At 62.8% G+C, this 17,529-nt stretch carries 19 protein-coding genes and 2 pseudogenes; 13 read left to right on the top strand and 8 right to left on the bottom strand.

Annotation, left to right across the window (positions count from 1 at the left end; all coding sequences use genetic code 11):
- Positions 1-4: 4 nt before the first annotated feature.
- Genes NATGR_RS04750 through dapA form a run of 3 tightly spaced genes read right to left on the bottom strand, consistent with a single transcriptional unit; the run spans position 5 to position 2,582 of the window.
- Positions 5-886 carry a 2,3,4,5-tetrahydropyridine-2,6-dicarboxylate N-succinyltransferase gene (locus NATGR_RS04750; RefSeq protein ID WP_005581709.1) on the bottom strand — a complete coding sequence of 294 codons (882 nt, stop codon included), beginning with the start codon at positions 884-886 and terminating at the stop codon, positions 5-7.
- Positions 883-1,656: a 4-hydroxy-tetrahydrodipicolinate reductase gene (dapB, locus tag NATGR_RS04745; RefSeq protein ID WP_005581710.1), complete on the bottom strand. Its 774-nt coding sequence runs from the start codon at positions 1,654-1,656 to the stop codon at positions 883-885. The genes NATGR_RS04750 and dapB overlap by 4 nt, the downstream gene beginning before the upstream one ends.
- The gene (gene dapA / locus NATGR_RS04740; protein WP_005581711.1) at positions 1,653-2,582 is read right to left on the bottom strand and encodes a 4-hydroxy-tetrahydrodipicolinate synthase; all 930 of its coding nucleotides are present in this window, start codon (positions 2,580-2,582) and stop codon (positions 1,653-1,655) included. The genes dapB and dapA overlap by 4 nt, the downstream gene beginning before the upstream one ends.
- Before the next feature lie 423 nt (positions 2,583-3,005).
- Here dapA and NATGR_RS04735 point away from each other — a divergent pair, with 423 nt between their 5' ends.
- Together NATGR_RS04735 and NATGR_RS04730 are read left to right on the top strand one after the other, a co-directional pair.
- A complete protein-coding gene (locus NATGR_RS04735) occupies positions 3,006-3,830 on the top strand; it encodes a M48 family metallopeptidase (RefSeq protein ID WP_015233338.1) in 825 nt (274 codons plus the stop codon).
- Between the two features lie 70 nt (positions 3,831-3,900).
- Positions 3,901-4,398, top strand: coding sequence for a LabA-like NYN domain-containing protein (locus NATGR_RS04730; protein ID WP_005581713.1), 498 nt, complete (start codon positions 3,901-3,903; stop codon positions 4,396-4,398).
- A gap of 208 nt (positions 4,399-4,606) precedes the next feature.
- On the opposite strand, the gene NATGR_RS04725 is transcribed toward NATGR_RS04730, so the two are convergent.
- On the bottom strand, positions 4,607-4,789 hold the full coding sequence (locus tag NATGR_RS04725; protein ID WP_005581715.1) for a hypothetical protein: 183 nt from the start codon (positions 4,787-4,789) through the stop codon (positions 4,607-4,609).
- 127 nt (positions 4,790-4,916) lie between these two features.
- Here NATGR_RS04725 and NATGR_RS04720 point away from each other — a divergent pair, with 127 nt between their 5' ends.
- The 3 genes from NATGR_RS04720 (at position 4,917) to NATGR_RS04710 (ending at position 6,703) form a co-directional block, all read left to right on the top strand.
- Complete coding sequence (locus NATGR_RS04720; protein WP_005581716.1) at positions 4,917-5,405, top strand: PUA domain-containing protein; 489 nt, start codon at positions 4,917-4,919, stop codon at positions 5,403-5,405.
- A gap of 165 nt (positions 5,406-5,570) precedes the next feature.
- The gene (locus NATGR_RS04715; protein WP_015233337.1) at positions 5,571-5,939 is read left to right on the top strand and encodes a nascent polypeptide-associated complex protein; all 369 of its coding nucleotides are present in this window, start codon (positions 5,571-5,573) and stop codon (positions 5,937-5,939) included.
- Positions 5,940-5,944: 5 nt separating this feature from the next.
- The gene (locus NATGR_RS04710) at positions 5,945-6,703 is read left to right on the top strand and encodes a methyltransferase domain-containing protein (RefSeq protein WP_005581720.1); all 759 of its coding nucleotides are present in this window, start codon (positions 5,945-5,947) and stop codon (positions 6,701-6,703) included.
- A gap of 284 nt (positions 6,704-6,987) precedes the next feature.
- Here NATGR_RS04710 and NATGR_RS04705 read toward each other — a convergent pair whose 3' ends face one another.
- On the bottom strand, positions 6,988-7,296 hold the full coding sequence (locus NATGR_RS04705; protein ID WP_005581721.1) for a transcription factor S: 309 nt from the start codon (positions 7,294-7,296) through the stop codon (positions 6,988-6,990).
- A 349-nt stretch (positions 7,297-7,645) separates the two neighbouring features.
- On the opposite strand from NATGR_RS04705, the pseudogene NATGR_RS04700 reads away from it, so the two are divergent.
- The 7 genes and pseudogenes from NATGR_RS04700 to NATGR_RS04675 form a co-directional block, all read left to right on the top strand.
- A pseudogene (locus NATGR_RS04700) lies at positions 7,646-8,917 on the top strand (IS4 family transposase); the annotation flags it as partial.
- Positions 8,918-9,021: 104 nt separating this feature from the next.
- The gene (locus NATGR_RS04695) at positions 9,022-10,317 is read left to right on the top strand and encodes an MFS transporter (RefSeq protein WP_049887767.1); all 1,296 of its coding nucleotides are present in this window, start codon (positions 9,022-9,024) and stop codon (positions 10,315-10,317) included.
- A 190-nt stretch (positions 10,318-10,507) separates the two neighbouring features.
- Positions 10,508-10,957: a phosphate-starvation-inducible PsiE family protein gene (locus NATGR_RS04690; protein WP_394295393.1), complete on the top strand. Its 450-nt coding sequence runs from the start codon at positions 10,508-10,510 to the stop codon at positions 10,955-10,957.
- Between the two features lie 542 nt (positions 10,958-11,499).
- Positions 11,500-11,788, top strand: a pseudogene (locus NATGR_RS18735) (IS6 family transposase); the annotation flags it as partial.
- Between the two features lie 115 nt (positions 11,789-11,903).
- A complete protein-coding gene (locus tag NATGR_RS04685; RefSeq protein WP_005581131.1) occupies positions 11,904-12,413 on the top strand; it encodes a DUF5797 family protein in 510 nt (169 codons plus the stop codon).
- A 243-nt stretch (positions 12,414-12,656) separates the two neighbouring features.
- On the top strand, positions 12,657-13,940 hold the full coding sequence (locus tag NATGR_RS04680) for an aminoacyl--tRNA ligase-related protein (RefSeq protein WP_049887845.1): 1,284 nt from the start codon (positions 12,657-12,659) through the stop codon (positions 13,938-13,940).
- Between the two features lie 108 nt (positions 13,941-14,048).
- Positions 14,049-14,633 (top strand): GNAT family N-acetyltransferase, encoded by a 585-nt coding sequence (locus tag NATGR_RS04675; protein ID WP_005581135.1) that lies wholly within the window; start codon positions 14,049-14,051, stop codon positions 14,631-14,633.
- A 6-nt stretch (positions 14,634-14,639) separates the two neighbouring features.
- On the opposite strand, the gene NATGR_RS04670 is transcribed toward NATGR_RS04675, so the two are convergent.
- The 3 genes from NATGR_RS04670 to NATGR_RS04660 all read right to left on the bottom strand — a co-directional run bounded on the left by NATGR_RS04670 (position 14,640) and on the right by NATGR_RS04660 (position 16,996).
- Positions 14,640-15,704: a DUF5787 family protein gene (locus NATGR_RS04670; RefSeq protein ID WP_005581137.1), complete on the bottom strand. Its 1,065-nt coding sequence runs from the start codon at positions 15,702-15,704 to the stop codon at positions 14,640-14,642.
- A 28-nt stretch (positions 15,705-15,732) separates the two neighbouring features.
- Positions 15,733-16,470, bottom strand: coding sequence for a DUF4013 domain-containing protein (locus tag NATGR_RS04665; protein WP_015233334.1), 738 nt, complete (start codon positions 16,468-16,470; stop codon positions 15,733-15,735).
- 91 nt (positions 16,471-16,561) lie between these two features.
- Positions 16,562-16,996 (bottom strand): bis(5'-nucleosyl)-tetraphosphatase, encoded by a 435-nt coding sequence (locus NATGR_RS04660; RefSeq protein ID WP_005581139.1) that lies wholly within the window; start codon positions 16,994-16,996, stop codon positions 16,562-16,564.
- A gap of 132 nt (positions 16,997-17,128) precedes the next feature.
- Between NATGR_RS04660 and NATGR_RS04655 the strand changes: the two genes are divergently transcribed.
- A complete protein-coding gene (locus tag NATGR_RS04655) occupies positions 17,129-17,464 on the top strand; it encodes an uS10/mL48 family ribosomal protein (protein WP_005581142.1) in 336 nt (111 codons plus the stop codon).
- The last annotated feature ends 65 nt before the right edge of the window (positions 17,465-17,529 follow it).

The following is a 17,529-nucleotide window of genomic DNA, read 5'->3' as shown; positions in this document are numbered from 1 at the left end:
GCGACTACTCGCGCAACGCGTCCTCGCGTTCGGTCGCCTCGAGCGTCTCCGTCTCGAGGTCGGTTGCGACGACGGCGGGTTTGTACGCACCGCCTTCGAAGAGGTCGTGGTCGCTGACCGAGGAGTCGACGAACCGGGTGAATGCGCGGCGGTTGGCGGGTAGTTCGCCGTAGAGAATCTCCTCTTCGACGAGGTCGTAGACGGGGATGCGCGGCGTCAGCAACGTGTTCTCGCCGACGACGCTGTTCTCGCCGACGACGAAACCAGAGGTAACTCGACAGCCCGCGCCGAGTGAAACGTTGTCTTCGACGACGACGGGCGCGTCCTCGACGGGTTCCAGTACGCCCCCAATGAGTGTGTTCGCACCGAGTTTGACGTTCTCGCCGATCTGGGCACAGGAGCCGACCGTGTCACAGGAGTCGACGAGCGTGCCGTCGCCCACGTAGGCCCCGACGTTGACGAAACTCGGGCTCATCATGATGCAGTCCGAGCCGAGGTAGGCACCGCGTCGGATCGTCGTCCCGTCGGGGGTGTTCCGGGTGCCGCGAGCGCCGAGATCGGCGGTCTCGCGAAGGGGGAGCACGTCGTAGTGGTCGACGTCGCCGTACTCGTAGGCCTGGCTCTCCCGCAGCCCGAAGTTCAGCAGAATACCCTGTTTGACCCACTCGTTTGCCTCCCACTCGCCGTTCCCGGACGATGTCCGGGAGCCAGCCGAGCGCTGCTCGGCGCTGTTGCGCTTCTCGGCGGCGCGGATCTCGCCGGCCTCGAGGGCCTCGAGGAACGCTTCCAGGGTCGCGTACTCGTCCTGTCCGGCGGTCTCGGCGGTTACCTCGCCAGTGTCGTATCGCCTCCACAGTTGTTCGATGTCGGACTCGAGTGTACTCATTCGTCGATCACGTCCGCAAACTCGTATCGGCCTGCCTTCTGTCCAGCGATCCAGACTGCCGCATCGACCGCGCCAGCCGCGAACACGCCGCGATCCTCGGCGCGGTGGGTCAGCCGGAGTTCCTCGTCGTTGCCCGCGAGGACGACCTCGTGTTCGCCGGTGACGTTTCCGGCCCGCAGGGCGTGGACACCGATCTCGCCTTCCTCGCGGGGTTTTTCTCCCTCGCGGCCGTGATTTCGGCCGGCGAACTCGCCGTTGTCCTCGATCTCGGAGAGCAGTCGGTTGGCGGTTCCGCTGGGAGCGTCGCGCTTGCCGTTGTGGTGGGTCTCGACCAGTTCGACATCGTATCCCGGCAGGTTCCGGACCGCCTGCCCGACGACGTTGACCAGCGCCTGGACGCCGCGTGCGAAGTTCGGCGCGTGCAAGAGCGGGATCGACTCGCCGGTCTCCTCGAGTCGGTCGAACTCCTCGTCGTTGAACCCGGTCGTCCCCGTCACGAAGGCGACGTCCGCGTCGGCCTCGACGCAGGCGCGAGCGTACTCGAGCGCGGATTCGGGACCCGTGAAATCGACGACGGCGTCGGGGTCGTCTGCGGCGAGCAGGGCGTCGAACTCTGCTGCCGGCTCGAGGGGAACGCCCTTGATGCGCTCGCCGTCCGGATCACGGGTGACCGCGAACGCGACCTCGGCGTCCTCGTGATCCTCGACGGCGGCGGCGACCTCGCGTCCCATCCGGCCGGTCGCACCGGTGACGGCGATCCTGACGGTCATCGATTACCCTCCGGACCGCCGTCCGCGAGCGCGGGCGACTCCGTCTCGAGGTCGGCGAGAACCGCCTCGAGGTGGTCGCGGTGTTCCTCCGAGAGCCGGGTGAGCGGCGAGCGCAGGCGGGCGGGGCCGTAGCCACGAATCTCCATGGCCTCCTTGGCCGGGATCGGGTTGGTCTCGACGAACAGTTCCCGGAACAGCGGACCGAGTTCATGGTGGAGTTCCTGGGCGCGGGCGTAGTCACCCTCGAGTGCCGCGCCGACCATCGCACAGGTCCGTTTGGGCTCGACGTTCGCCGCGACGCTGATCGCGCCGGTGCCGCCGACGGAGATGGCCGGCAGCGTGAGTGCGTCGTCGCCCGAGAGGACGGCGAACTCTTCGTCGCGGGTGCGTTCGGCGATCTCCCCGATCAACCCGAGGTCGCCGCTCGCGGCCTTGTAGCCCGCGATATTTTCGTGGCTGGCGAGGGAAACGGCGGTGTCGGCGTCGATCGAGCGTCCCGTCCGCGAGGGGACGTTGTAGACGATCTGTGGCAGGTCGACGGCATCCGCGATCGTCTCGTAGTGGTCGATCAGCCCCTGCTGTTCGGGCTTGTTGTAGTACGGCGAGATGAGAAGCAGTGCGTCGGCACCAGCGTCGGCGGCGCGTTCGGACAACTCGAGTGCCTCGCGAGTGTTGTTCGAACCAGCGCCCGCGACGACGGGCACGTCGTCGACGGCGTCGATGACCGCCTCGACGACCTGGATGTGTTCGTCGTGGGACAGCGTCGCTGACTCACCCGTGGAGCCGACGGGAACGAGTCCGTCGACGCCGGCGGCCTCGAGTCGCCGTGTCTCTTCCTGGAGCGTTTCGAAGTCGATGCGTTCCGCTTCGTCGAAGGGCGTACACATTGCTGGGAAGACGCCCGAAAGGTCGATGTCGTGTGTCATGTGTTTCGTTCACCGGTCGGTTGGTCAGTCGAACTGGCCGAGCGCCGTCGCCGAAATCGCACCCGAAACGAGGTCGCTACGCTCGCCTCGAGCACTGTTCAGGCGCGTTTTTTACCGACCGGTTTCGCAAAAGAAACGGCACACGCCTCACTCCCCGCGGGACGAACCGAGCGGCGAGCGACGCGAAGCATACACTACACCGCGAGCGCACCGATCTTATCAATTACGCTCACCGCGTATTTGGCCGCGATCGGTCGGATCGTCTCGGTGCTCGAGACCGCTCGCTCGTTCGACCTGACTCGTCTGAAGACTGTTCACAGCGGAACCGAAAACTGCTTCTGGAGACGATCACGCCGAGTCGCTTGCCGGTCCGGGCTAGCCGATCCCACGAAATTTATACATCCTGACTGCTTACGGACGCCTATGACAGACTTCGGATTAAAACTACGAATGTTCGTCGTCGGCTCGATGCTGGCGGCGCTGTACCTGTTTGTCGGGGCTGTTGGACTGGCGTTTCTCGGGACGCAGGGCTGGCCACTGGTCCTGTTGCTGCTGGTATCGTTCCCGTTCGCCCAGTACAAGTTCGGTACCTGGATGGCAACCAGGAAAGCCGAAGAGATGCCCGAAAGCGGTAAATACGCCGACATCCACCGGATGACGGAGTCGTTGAGTCGCGATATGGGCATCGATAAGCCCAAACTGATGGTCCAGGAGATGGGCGTCCCCAACGCCTTTGCCACCGGCCGGAAGGGCAACGGCGTCGTCGTCGTCAGCGAGGAACTCATTCGCCTGCTCGACCGTGACGAACTCGAGGGCGTCGTCGCCCATGAACTCGCCCACATCAAGAACCGCGACGTGTTGATGATGACGGTCGGGAGCTCCATCGGGATGATGGTCGGCTACGCCGTCTACTTCGTCTACGTGTTCGCGGGCGAGGACAACCCCGGTGGCTTCATCGCCGGCTGGATCCTCTCGATGTTCGCCCAGATGCTCGTCACGGTGCTGGTGATGGCGATCTCGCGCTACCGCGAGTACGTCGCCGACGACGACGCCCGTCAGTACATCGGCAGCGGCGACCCGCTCGCTCGAGCACTCGAAAAGATCTCGAAGGGCGCCGAGAACCGCGAGTCGACAATCGACGACAGCCAGGCCGCACTCTGTATCTTCAACTCCGAGCGCGGCCTGTTCGAGTCGCTGTTTGCGTCTCATCCGCCCACGGAAAAGCGCATCGAGAAACTGCGACGCTGAACCCGTCACCGGGGCGAAAAAATTCGCACAATCGACGCGATTTTTACCGTACGCCGTCACAACCTAACCCGTGACGGAAATACATGCCGGTCAGCGCGTCGCCGTTCTCGTCGACGCGCAGAACCTCTATCACACTGCACAGAGTCTCCATAGCCGCAATATCGACTACTCCGCGCTCCTCGAGAAGGCAGTCCAGGATCGACAGCTCACTCGCGCGATCGCTTACGTCATCCGTGCGGACGCACCCGAAGAGGAGAGTTTCTTCGACGCGCTGGTCGACATCGGCTTCGAGACGAAAATCAAAGACATCAAGACGTTTTCGGACGGGACGAAGAAAGCAGACTGGGACGTGGGCATGAGTTTAGATGCCGTCACGCTCGCGAACCACGTCGACACGATCGTTCTCTGTACGGGTGACGGCGACTTCTCCCGGCTCTGCTCGCACTTGCGCCACGAGGGCGTCCGCGTCGAGGTGATGGCGTTTGAATCTTCGACTGCCGAAGAACTGGTCGGCGAGGCGGACGCGTTTCTCGATCTGGGCGAACGACACGAGACGTTCCTTCTCTAATACGGTTTCCTGCCATACGGAACGCTGTACCGATAGACCGGCGCAACCGCGAGCCCCCTGTGGTCGCGCCGGAACTGACTGACAGCAAACCGTATCAGTCGGTGCCGACCCACTTGCAATCCAAAGCCGTTCACTGGGATATCGTTCCGACAGTTCGTCCGAGAGCGACGCCACCGTTACAGCGGTAGCGAGGTGAAAGTCCACCCATTCACTGCGGGTCTACTGTCAGGGTCTCCCGTGCCCGACAGGCGAGCAACGCAACCGTCCCGACGACGAGGCCGAGACCGATCAAGGTATAGAGAACGTAGGACTCGAGCATCGTCGGCCCGACGAACGCTAGGGTACTCACGCCGAGTAACCCCGTGCCGAGCGCGACTTGCGCGAGATTCATTCACTATCGAGTACCGAGCCGATCTATATAACCGTCTTGGTTGTACGCCCACCGTGCCATCGAGAGACACGCCACAGGAGCGATCCTATGCCGAAGGGTTTTCGACGCCCAGCCCCAACTCCGGCCGATGAGAGAACCAGCCGACGGGAACGCGGGACTGCCGACGTTACGGACGATCGCCGACTACCAGTTCGGTGCTGGTGCGGGCGAGGCACTGTTCCCGCCTGCAGACTCGCTGCGTCTCAAGCGAACCTCTTCAGGCCGACCACAGCAGATTCACGCCGATGCCGGCCGCGTCGCCTCGTTCGGCATCGACGGCCGGTTCACGCTCGGACTCGAAGGCGGTCGCCGTCTCGCTACAGCACTCGAGTCGCCAGCCTACAGAGTCGTCGTCGACGACGAGAGCGAACCCTTCGTCCGCGACGAAAAGAACGTCTTCGCGAAGTTCGTCCTCGAGGCGGGCGCTGAGATCCGACCGGGTGATGAGGTACTGGTCGAACACGAGAACGGGGAGTTACTTGCTGTGGGACGCGCCGAACTCGACGCGGCCGCCATCGCGGACTTCGAGACGGGGATGGCAGTCAGCGTCCGCGAAGGCGCGCCAGCGGATAGCTGATCCGCTACAGTCCTCCACTTTACAGAGTGCAAGAAGACTGCCCCGGGGCTTGACCCCGAGGCGATTCACCGACGAAGAGGATCGACGTCGTCGGGACGACCCTCGAGTACGTGCCCCGCCGGTGGAACGACAAAGTAAAAGGTCGCGGGTGGCGACGTGTCGGGTATGTTCGGAGGAGGCGGTGGCGGACTCGATCCGCGTAAGATGGAACAGATGATGAAACAGATGGGTATCGACGTCGAGGACATCGACGCCGAGGAGGTCATCATCCGTACGGGCGACCACGACCTCGTCTTCAGCGACGCCGAGGTCACGAAGATGGACGCCCGCGGACAGGAAACCTACCAGATCATCGGCACGCCCGAGGAGTTCGAAGCCGGCAGCGCCGGCGGTGATGCGGGAAGCGATTCGGCGATTCCCGACGACGACGTCGACCTCGTCGCGACCCGCGCCGGCGTCAGCGAGGACGAGGCCCGCAAAGCGCTCGAAGACAACGACGGCGACCTCGCCGCGGCAGTCGAGGACCTCGAGTAGCCGACGTGATCGAAACCGACGCGACCGACGACCGCAACCCCGTCCTGCTCGTCCGGGGCGACCGCGAGTTTCTCGTCCAGCCCGGCGAGGAGATGGGGACCGACCTCGGCGTGCTCGCGGTCCCCGAGGATGTCGAACCCGGCCAGACGCTCGAGACGCATCTCGACGAGGAGTTCCACGTTCGGCGGCTTCGCGGCCCGGACCTGTTTCACCACTTCGAGCGCACGGGCGCACCGATGGTTCCCCGCGACGTCGGTCTGGTGATCGGCGAGACGGGCATCTCGCGAGGCGATCGCGTGCTCGACGCCGGCACCGGGACGGGCGTGCTCGCGGCCTCGATGGCACGGGCGGGCTCGGAGGTCGTCACTTACGAGCGAAACGCCGACTTCGCGGATGTCGCCCGCGAGAACATGGAACTGGGGGGCGTCGCGGACGACGTCGACGTCCGGACCGGTGACGTGCTCGAGGAAGTCGAGGACCTCGAGCCCTCGTCGTTCGACGTGCTCACGCTCGATACGGGTGACGCGGCCGACGTCGTGGCTCACGCGCCCGACCTGCTGGTCGACGGCGGCTTCGTCGCGGTCTACAGTCCCTTTATCGAATCGACCCGCGAGGTCGTCGAGACCGCTCGAGAGGTCGACCTCGCGGACGTCCGCACGCGGGAGACGATCCAGCGCGAGATGCAGTTCGACGACCGCGGCTCGAGGCCGTCGACGGCGCCCGTGGGTCACACGGGGTATCTGACGATCGCTCGGAACGAGTAACTCTCCTCTTCGTTATCGACGCTCGAGAGTGGTGGCCACCGTGGAGGAACGTTTCGCCCAAATGCCAATGGCCGGGAACGGGCTCCGAGCACTGCGAGGAGCCCGTGACTCGGGGGAGGGCAGGCTGTCACCCAGCCACTGACCGCGAGCGACTGTAGGGAGCGAGCGGGCCGACGACCGATGTGGAGAGCGCTAAGCGCTCGGAACGGAGGGAGGAGTGCTTTTCATCGAAGTTTTGCCGAGTGCGGTCGCGAAGCGACCGCACGCAGCGCAAAAGTTCGGTTCTAGTTGTCGTCTTCGCGCCACTTGTGTTCGCACTCGGAGCAGATGAAGAAACGCGTCTCGGACTCGTCGGCTGCGCGGATCTGTTGCATGTACCAGTAGGCACGGTCGTGTCCACACTCGGGACAGTGAGCGTCGGTCTCGGGCAACGATGTCTCCTCGGAAGATTCGATGATCTCGCTGGCTTCCTGACTATCCGTGACCACGTACTGGTCGGCGTCGCCTTTCGGTTCCGTATAACCACAGCTACCGCATTCCCAGCGCCCGTCGTCGGCCTTCATCATCGAACCGCATTCGTCGCAAAATTCCATCGTTGTGCTGGCTACGACCGTCGAGGGTCTTAAGCCACCCGTTTGCCGTCTCATACGGTTTGCTGTCAGTCAGTTCCGGGGCGACCGCGCGCTCCTGCGGTCGCGCCGGTATATCGGTACAGCCTTCCGTATCACTGCTCGGACCCGTCGAGGCCACCTTCCAACTCGAACCGGCGCTTGACACTTCACAACGAGTGAGGGGGAAGTTCCGGCTATAGCACCAACTGCAACGATTATCCGTCTTTAGCTAAGCGAAGAACCACGTGACAGCAGCGGCTTATCGAGACATCTTTTCGAGAGGAATGAGGAGGCAACGGCTGTGTCCACCAATGCCTCCTCATCTCGGATTATGCGTCGGCTCACTACACTGTTTCCCTCTGAGTTCCTCGAAGAGCACGCCGAGGAACTCGGCGTGGTCGAACGTGACCGCAAGCTCCAGATCCCTGCCTTCGTCTGGGCATTCGTGTTCGGCTTCGCCGCAGGCGAAAGCCGAACACTCGCTGGCTTCAGACGCAGCTACAACTCGACAGCTGATGAGACGATCTCTCCCGGCGGCTTCTATCACCGGTTGACGCCGTCTCCCGCAGAGTACTTCCGCGACCTCGTCGAGCGTGGCCTCGACGAGGTCGCTGTCCCTGACACTGTTGACGCCGATATCGACCGATTCAAGGACGTGATGATTGCTGATGGAACCGTCCTGCGGTTGCACGAGTTCCTTGCCGATGAGTACGAAGCTCGCAAGGAGGAGCAGGCTGGAGCGAAGCTCCACCTGCTCCATAATGCCACCGACCAGACGATAGAATGGCTCGACGTGACTGACGAGAAAACGCACGACAGCACGTTGTTTCACACAGGATCGTGGCTCGAAGATCGGCTCGTTCTGTTCGACCGAGCCTACCTCAAGTACCGCCGCTTCGCGTTGATCGATGAGAACGACGGCTACTTCGTGAGTCGGCTGAAAGAGAGCGCAAATCCGGTCGTAACGGAGGAATCACGGGAATGGCGCGGCCGCGCCATTCCCTTGGAAGGTGAGCAGATCCACGATGTTGTGGATGATCTGCACCGCGAGTACATCGACGTGGAAGTCGAAGCCGAGTTCGACCGAAGACCGTACGGCGGAACGCAGTCACGCCATACGAAGCGGTTTCGCGTCGTCGGCGTCCGGAAAGAGGACGCCGACGACTACCACCTGTACATCACGAATCTCCCGAGAGACGAGTTCTTGCCGTCGGATCTAGGGACGATCTATCGGTGTCGGTGGGAGGTGGAGTTGCTATTCCGTGAGTTGAAGACGCAATACGAATTGGACGAGTTCGACACGACGAAGAAGCATGTTGTCGAAATTCTGCTGTACGCGGCGTTGCTGTCACTGCTCGTGAGTCGTGAATTGCTCGATCTGGTCACCGAACAGGTGGACGACGAGATCGTGTTCCCGCCGGAACGCTGGGCGGCGACCTTTCGGTCGCACGCCCAGCTCATCCTCCACGAACTTGGCGAACATCTCGGCTACTCGCCGCCACCGCTGCTCGACCGACTGATCGACGACGCACAGAAGATCCACCAGCAACGGCCAGTGTTACAAGAGACGCTCGTTACCGCTACACAACCGAGGTGTGGATCTTATCTAAAGACGAATAGTCTGGTGATTCGGGAGTGCTCCAAGGGTGCTTCCAGAGTACTTCGATTCGAAACTATAACGGCGTCGCCAACACTGGCTTCTCACGAGTGCCAGTACGAACCCTCCTCGAGAGAGTTCTCGCGTTGTTCGCCGTCGACCGACGAGTGCTCGCGCTCGCGTTTGCACGGATGGCCGACGGGATCGGCAACTCGTTTCTGATCGTCGTCATCCCGCTGTACGTCGGCAGCGACATCATCGGCGGCGCGACGTTCGGACTCGAGGAGGCGATGATCATCGGAGTCATCCTCTCGTTGTTCGGGTTTCTCAACAGTAGTTTCCAGCCGCTGACGGGCCGTCTCTCGGATCGGTTCGGGCAGCGAAGACGGTTTATCCTGATCGGTCTTGCGGGGCTGGCGGTCACGAACCTGACGTACGTGTTCGCAGAGACGTACACCCATCTCGTCGTCATCCGTGGGTTGCAGGGAATTAGCGTCGCGTTCATCATCCCGGCGTCGGTCGCGCTGGTCAACGAACTCGCGACAACGGGCAACCGCGGCGGGAACATGGGCGTCTACAACACGTTCCGACTCATCGGGTTCGGTGCGGGTCCGGTTGCGGCTGGCGCGGTTGTCAACCTCGGCCCCTATACGCTGCCGGGTGGGGCGACGGTAACAGGCTACGACGCCGCGTTCTACGTCGCGACTGCGGCGGCTACGCTCAGCTACCTGCTGGTAACCGTGCTGATCACCGACCCCGAGTCGACTCGAGCCAACGCGGGTGCAGACCTCTCGATCGACGTCTTCGATCGATCGGGGTCGAACCTGTTCGATCCGATCTTCACGCTCGGCGTCGCCTCGCTGTTCATGGCGACTGCGATCGCGCTGTTTGCGACGATCCAGCCCCAGGTCAACGAGCGACTCGGCCAGGGGGCGACCTGGTTTGGCCTGCAGTTCGCGGGATTCGTCGTCGCCCAGATCCTGTTGCAGACGCCGATCGGACGGGCCTGCGACCGCTATGGTCGCCGCCCGTTCATCGTCGGCGGGATGGTGCTTTTGATTCCCTCGACGCTCGCTCAGGGGTTCGTCCCTACCTCGGAGACGATGTTTCTCGCACGGTTGGTCCAGGGAGTTGCCGGTGCGATGGTGTTTGCACCCTCGCTCGCACTTGCTGGTGACCTCGCTGGTGAGGGCGAATCCGGTTCGAAGCTCTCCGTGCTGACGATGGCCTTTGGCTTTGGAATCGCCATCGGACCACTTTCTTCCGGTGCGCTGATCGGCTACGGGTTCGCGGTGCCGTTTCTCTTCGGGACCGTCGTCGCTGCAGTTGGTGCGATCCTCGTCTACACCCAAGTCGAGGAGACGCTCGAGACCACCGCACCGGTGCCGGTCGTCGGTGATGACTAACGTCAAGATCGATACCGAGTCAGTTCCGTACCGCGTGTTGCGTCGCCGAACGGCAACTGAGTCGCGACTCGACTTTGCGTAGACCAGCGTCCGCGTGCCTTCGGGGGAAACTGCCCGGCAGTCGATACTATCTCTTCGAGGACAAGGGGGTTATATTTATGCAGATAGTGGCCTATCAGAGAGTGTGGCGTTGGATATAGATCTGCCACGGGTCACTGGTCCCTCGATAACTGCAATGCGGTGGCTCGTGCTGACAACTGCATACTTTACTCTCATCTTGTTTCTCATTGGAGTGTTCGATTTGTTGCTCGGGCTGTGGACGCTTATCACGAGTGGTGAATTTACTGACCCGGTTGCCGTAGTCGAGCTTCTGGACACAGTACTCTTGTTGTTGATTATTGTTGAGGTTCATCGGACGCTGATTGCGTATGCTCGTGACGAGCCGGTCGTCCAAATCGTGATCGGTGCCGCGATCATTGCAATCTCCCGTGAAATAATTAGTTTTCGAATTGACGAGTTCGATACGGCCACCGATGCACTCACCGCTGCTAGCGGATTCGGCATTCTCCTCATCGGACTCGTGATCGCATATTTCGTCGTCAGGTACACCGAAAACGAGGACTCTGGGTACGAGCACTAGCCCAGCCGTCGGCCTAGAACCTCAGAATTCGTAACGAGCAATATCCTGCCAGTTGCAGTGAGGACATTCGTCGACCCCGTCTGCAAATTTTTCGCCGCAGTTTCGGCACTCGTACAGTTCTCTCCCTCGATTTCTCTGCAGACACTTGAGCACCCCCATTTTGCTCCCCCTCGTCTAAGAGTTCGAGCGACTCCATAATAAAATATATTGGCACTGACAAAGACTCTCGATGTACATGTGTAGTCTGTGCTGACTAGACGCGTCCTCGTCACTCATCGCTTCGTACTGTCCGTGGGGCCGTACTCGCCGACCATTGCCGCACGAGTCGAACTAGCTCTCTCGGTGCCGTCACGCCCCGTCAGCACGACGACTGCTGAAACGTATCACCGGACCGGATTTCGATAGGACGGAGTCGGGAATCGAGACTCGAGTGGTTTCCAGACCGATTGACTGAAGCATACCATAATTTAAACATGTCGTGTGGAGGTGGTGTTTAGTTAGGGCAGTTTGAGAAGCGAGCAGGTCGTAGGGCTAGTTTGGTCATGACGCTTGCAGACCGCTCAGCGAGTTCCACGCGGCGGAATTTGATGGTTCTTGGGAGCGCGAGCGGACGGCGACATCCGTCGGGGTGTTCGGCGTCCGTCTCCATGCAACCGGTTGTTTACTTCGAGAGTCACGAGCAATTCTTCGCTTGGTCGGTGTAGAACGATCCCATCACGCAGTCCGGCAGTGGGTACATCAGGTGGCTGACAGCGTCCCAGACCCGCCGATTGCGAAGCCGTCGCGGGTCGCCATTGATGAAACCGCGCCAAGATTAACGGCGACTGGTCTTGAATATACGCTGCAATAGGCTTAGACTCACGACTAACGCCCGGGGCTTTCCGACACACTCCGCACAGGCGACGGGACACAACGCAAAAGTATCGGTTCCCCATACGCTTCGACGATGACGCTTTCGGACGAGGCCACGGAACGGCTGGCGGACGTGGTGGAACTACAGCCGACGAAAAACGCCGACCTACAGGAACGATGGGGGATGGAAAGCGGTAGCGAGGTCCATCAGTACTTAGAGAACGAACTCGGCGACTACTACTTTCGGGACGACAACAGCCTGATTCGCGCGACGGCCGAGGCAGCCGACCTCGTCGACGTCGAGCCAGGAATCGAGAGCGACCCCGACGAAGAGGGTGCGCCGTCGCGCATCCGCGTCCCAGAACTGCAGGCCCGCATCGTCGAGGTGCTCGCCGGCCCCGACGAGGAGTCCGAGAGCGTCGTTTCGGTCCTGCACTCGCTGCGGGAGGCCTACGACTACGGTGACGACTTAGAGGCCGAGGACGTCCGCTCCGGCCTCCAGCGACTCCGGCGAAAGGACGTCGTCGAGGTAGAGTACCGCACCGTTCCCACGTTCCGACTGGCAGTCGAGCGCGAGGACCTCGAGGTCGACGTCACCGACTGACCCTACACTCCCCAATCTATTTATCTTCGGATTCCGACACTCGAGTTGCATGTCTCGAACTGCACGACTCAGCAACCGTGGGTCCGGCGCGGCCCACGGCTGGGTTCCGCGACGATCGTAACGACAGCACTGGTTCTACTCGAGTAGTCGATCGCCTGGTCGCAAAATCCCACAGCGACGGCTGTGGCCGCGGCCATCGAAGCAACGACGCCTGCACCGCCGCTCGCAACGGGGGTGATCGCGATGCGGCGTAGCGAGACGCTCCTGTTCACGAGCCGCGAGGCCGACGGTCACGAGAACGAGACCGTCGCACGGACGTTACGGGCCGGACTGGTCCGGCAGTTCGGCAGCGGACGCTACGGCTTCACGCCCACAGGCCAGCGCGTCCGCGAGAACGTAGTCGCCGTCGTCCAGCGAGAGATGGACGCCATCGGCGGCCAGCGAATCAGTCTCCCCTCGCTGAACGACAGCGGGATCTGGCGACGGAGCGGCCGCTGGGAGAGCTTCGAGGGCGAGATGTTTACCCTCGAGAACCGCGACGGGAAACGGATGTGTCTGTCTCCCTCCCACGAGGAAGGCGTCGCACACCTCGTCGACGGCGTCGTTCGCTCCTACGACGACCTGCCTCTCCTGCTGTACCAGGTCGAGTCGAAGTACCGGGACGACCACGCGCGAAACGGCCTCGTCCGGACGAAGGAGTTCACGATGAAAGACGCCTACAGCCTCCACGCGAGACGCGACTCGCTGTCGGAGTATTACGACCGGGTTCGGGAGGCCTACGTCCGGATCTTCGACGCGCTCGAACTCGAGTTCGCCGTCACCAGGGCCGACAACAGCGTCATGGGGGGCTCGAGTTCGGAGGAGTTCGTCGCAGTCGCCGACGAGGGGACCGTCGCCCTGCGCCGGTGTTCCGCGGCGGACTGTCGGTTCGGCGTCACCGACGAGTCGCCCCGAAGCGACCTGTCGGCCGGCGACGCCTGCCCCGACTGCGGCGAGCGACTCGAGGCCGGCGAGGGGATCGAGATCGGCCACGTCTTCGAACTCGGGACGCGGTACTCCGAGCCCATGGGCTTCACCGTCGACACGGCCGACGGCGGCGAACGCGACGTGGTGATGGGGAGCTACGGCATCGGAATCGAACGGCTCGTCCACACCCTCGTCGAACAGCACGGCGACGCGGACGGCTGTCGCTGGCCCGATACCGCTGTCGGCACCGTCGCTCCCTTCGACGTCTCGATCGTTCCCCTCGAGTACGACGGCGACCTCCGCGAGGTGGCCGATCGACTGTACGAGTCCCTCGAGGGCGACGTGCTCCTGTTCGACGACCGCGAGGCGACGATCGGCGAGCGGTTCGCCGAGAGCGACCTGCTGGGGGTTCCCTGGAAGGTGATTCTTGGAAATCGGTTCCGGGAAACCGGCGAGGTCGAACTCGAGTCGCGAGACGGTGACACGCGATACGTCTCACTCGAGGACGTCACCGCTACACTCGAGGACGGACCCGGAACCGTAGCGCAATCGACGGAGTAACGGGGTCAGGTCGGCCGTCGACGGCCTCGAGAGTCGTCGGTGATTCTCTCATCGACGTTTGTCACGGCGCAGATAGCTATTTGTGTCGTTCGATCGATACTACTCGGTATGTTTACCGACACGCTCGAGACCGACTCGCTCGTCCTGCAGCAGTTCGGTCGCGATCACGTCGACGTTTTCGAACTGTACGACCTTTTCGCCGAGTCGCGCGAGGACGTCGCGGACGTGTTCGAGTACGTTCCACAGGAGCCGTACGCGACGGTGAAGGAAGCCCACGAGCAGTTGACCGAGGCGGAGTCGAAGTGGAGCGACCACGAGGCCGCACAGTACGCCGTCTACACGGCGGACGGCGAACTCGCGGGTTACACTGGGCTGTTCCTCGAGTGGCCGCGACGCACGGGTCGGATCGGGTTCATCCTCGGCAAGCCGTACTGGGGGAACGGCTACGCGGGCGAGTGTGCAACGGCGCTGACCGAACTCGCGTTCGAACGCCTCGACCTCGAGGTCGTCGCGATTGGATACGAGGATGGGAACGAACGCTCCCAGCGTGCACTCGAGAAGTTCATCGAGCGCGTCGGCGGACAATACGAGGGCTGTTTGCGCAACTGGACGCCGATCGGCGACGACGTCGAAGACCACCATCGGTACACGGTGACTCGAGCGGAGTTCCAACAGGCACGAAATCACACGTAACGAGGATCAGCCGCTCGTCGAATCCAGACCTGGCCGCCGTCGCCGTCGACGATCCGCGAGCAGCTTTTTGAATCGCTTTCCGGGCCCACCCTCGATCGGCCACCCCTTCGTCCGCCACGCGGGTGGTTCGGGCTCGTAGTCGGGACAGTCGCCGGAACACTCGCGTGCGGTCGGCTGGTGGTCCTTCGCCCCGCAGTAAGGGAGTAACTGCCCGTCTTGTTCGCGAAGCTGGAAGTGTCGACAATCGGGCCGCATCGTGTCGGCGAACGATCGCCAGCCCCGTTCGTAGGCGCGTTCGGCGATCGCGAGCCGTCGTTCTGCCTTCCACTCGGGATCGACGTACTCGAAGCGTGCTGCCGACCCATCGCGAGAGCCACCGTCAGGTCGCTCGAGGATGCGCGTTCCCGGCTCCTCGACCGCGAGCGTGCGAGGGTACCAGGCGACCTCGGTCTCGAGCGTCTCGGGATCGAACGCCAGCACGCCCGCCTCGACCGGCAGGTCCTCGAGCAGGACGGGTTCGACCGACTCACCTGTCGTCCGGGTCGCGACCCAGACCTCGTCGGCCAGCCCGATTGCGACGTCGTACTCGAGTTGTGTCCCGAGTCGCCGGGCCGCAGACCGGTCGAGGTCGGGCTTGTTCTCGATGGCGACGATCCGCTCGAGCCAGTCGGGATAGGGCCACTTGCGACGAATCTGGATGCGGTTGCCCTCCTTGTGCGTCTCGAGAATCCCGCGGTCGTCGGCGCGGTGGATCGATTCGCGGACGTAGCGCCACGGGTAGCCCGGGTCCGGGAGGGCGTCGCGGTAGTAGGTCCACTCCGCGGGCGCGTTTCGGACGACGTGCAGGAGGTCGCCGTCGAGTCGATCCGGACCGAACGTCGCGCGCTGGCGGAGGGCGTCGGGGTCGCACTCGAGGACGATCGTGTCCCAGCGCCGGCGTCCGGTGCCGAGCTGTCGGGCGACGAAGACGGTCGACTCCGTCGTCTCTTCGGGCGGCCACTCCCGTTCCGCCCACCAGCAGGTTCGTAGCTCGAACCCGAATTCGGCGGTGTACCGGCTCACGGCTGTCATTGGAAGCGACGCGAAGAAAAGGGATCGATCAGTCCGCGGGGACGCGTTCGGGAACTCTCTCGTGGTTGTCGACCACGCGCCCGCTCGCGTCCGCGACGGCGACGCCGACCAGCCGGAAACTGACGAGTACGGCGACGAAGGGGATCGCCGGCAGGACGACGGTGCCGACCACCGTGAGCAGACAGACGACGGCGACGACCGGGACCACCAGCGGGAGCAACTGGAGGACCGCCATCGAGAGGAAGTAGCGGCCGCTCAGGGCGATCCCCTGGAGAGTCGAGCGATCGAACGCGGCGCGGACGGTCCCGGTCCGTGCGTAGACCGCGAGTGCGGCCGGCAGGAGGTAGTAGATCACTAGCGTGACCGCGACGAACACGAGCGCGAGCAGCGCCGCGATCGCCGCCGCGACGAGGCTGACCCCCCAGATCGCGGCTTCGCTCGTCACCAGCGGTGCGAGCACACCGAGAGCGTAGTAGCCGACGCTGCCGAGCGCGACTCCCGCGACTGCGCCCACGACGAGCGGACCGACGAGATAGCAACACCCGATCGCTACGGCCCCGACGCCTCGTCTCGAGAGGTCGCGCCACCCCTCGAGCGGTGGCGGTTCCTCGCGCCCTTCGAACGTCGCCTCGAGGACGCGGATGCAGTAGCCGGCGAGCAAGACGGCGGGAGCGAGTAGGACGCTGCCAAGGACGAGCAGGCTGCCACGAGCCGTCCGCTCGAGCCACGGGCCACGGAACGGGTACGACGGAGCGTCGTCGAGCATCGGTTCGTCTGGCTTCGCTATGCCAGCGGAGTTGCAAAAAGGTACTGTCGCGACTGGGCGTCGCTTCGAATCGACAGGGCAGAGTAGACGACTACTCTTCGTCCTCTTCGCGCTCGTCGAGGAACTCGTGGGCCTGCTCGAGAATTTCGCGTGGACCGTCCTGGGTGACGGTGTTTACTGCCTGTTCGTAATCGCGCCACTGTAGGTCGCGATGTTCGTTAGAGAGTTCTGCACTGGCCTCGTAGGATTTCGCGATGAAGAGGTGAACGGTCTTGTGGATCGTCTTGCCGTTCGCCTCGAAGACGTAGTTGTAGTCTTCGCGAAAGCCGTCGAGTAGCCGGAACTCTTCGATACCTGCCTCTTCCTTTACTTCGCGGATCGCCGTCTGTTGTAGCTCTTCATCTCCTTCGACACCGCCCTTGGGAAACTCCCAGTCGCCTGGGCGGCTCTTGAGTAGAAGATACTCGCGCCGGCCCCGCGTGTCGCGGAAGAGGATCGCGCCTGCGCTCGTAGCTTCGACTGCCATTAACTGCAGTACTAGCCCCGACGTTAAGAGAATATCGGACTGTTCGTTAAACGAACACCCACCCCAATCTCGAGGCAGGTCGATCTCAGCAGGCTTTTACCCGCCGGCCGTTGACGTTGTGCTAACCCAGCTATGACCTTTGTCACCCGTCTCACGCTCCAGAGCGGCGACCGCGCCGCTCTCGACGGTATCGTCGACGACATCAAAACGACCGCCGAACGGAAAGGCGCGGAACTGAAAGGACCACACTCCCATCCGCCGACCGACATCTCGGTCCCACAGCGGTGTCGGCTACACGCCGACGACGACCGACACTTCTCTTCTTGGAATTACACTGTCTTCACCCGCGAACTCGAGATTCACGGCCACGACAATCTCGCGCGCAACATCGCCGAACAGAATTTCCCGGACTCGGTTCACATCGAAGCCAAGGTGGAACAGATCCACAGCGCCGGTCGTGGTAACTGACCGACTCAGACGGATTGCTGTAACTAGTACCGTCCCAACCGTCGACTGACGGGTCGAATCGAGCG

It is taken from the genome of Natronobacterium gregoryi SP2, assembly GCF_000230715.2.
Taxonomy (GTDB): domain Archaea; phylum Halobacteriota; class Halobacteria; order Halobacteriales; family Natrialbaceae; genus Natronobacterium; species Natronobacterium gregoryi.
Note: the sequence above shows the minus strand (reverse complement) of the source record. Positions and strands in the feature narration are given on the sequence as shown.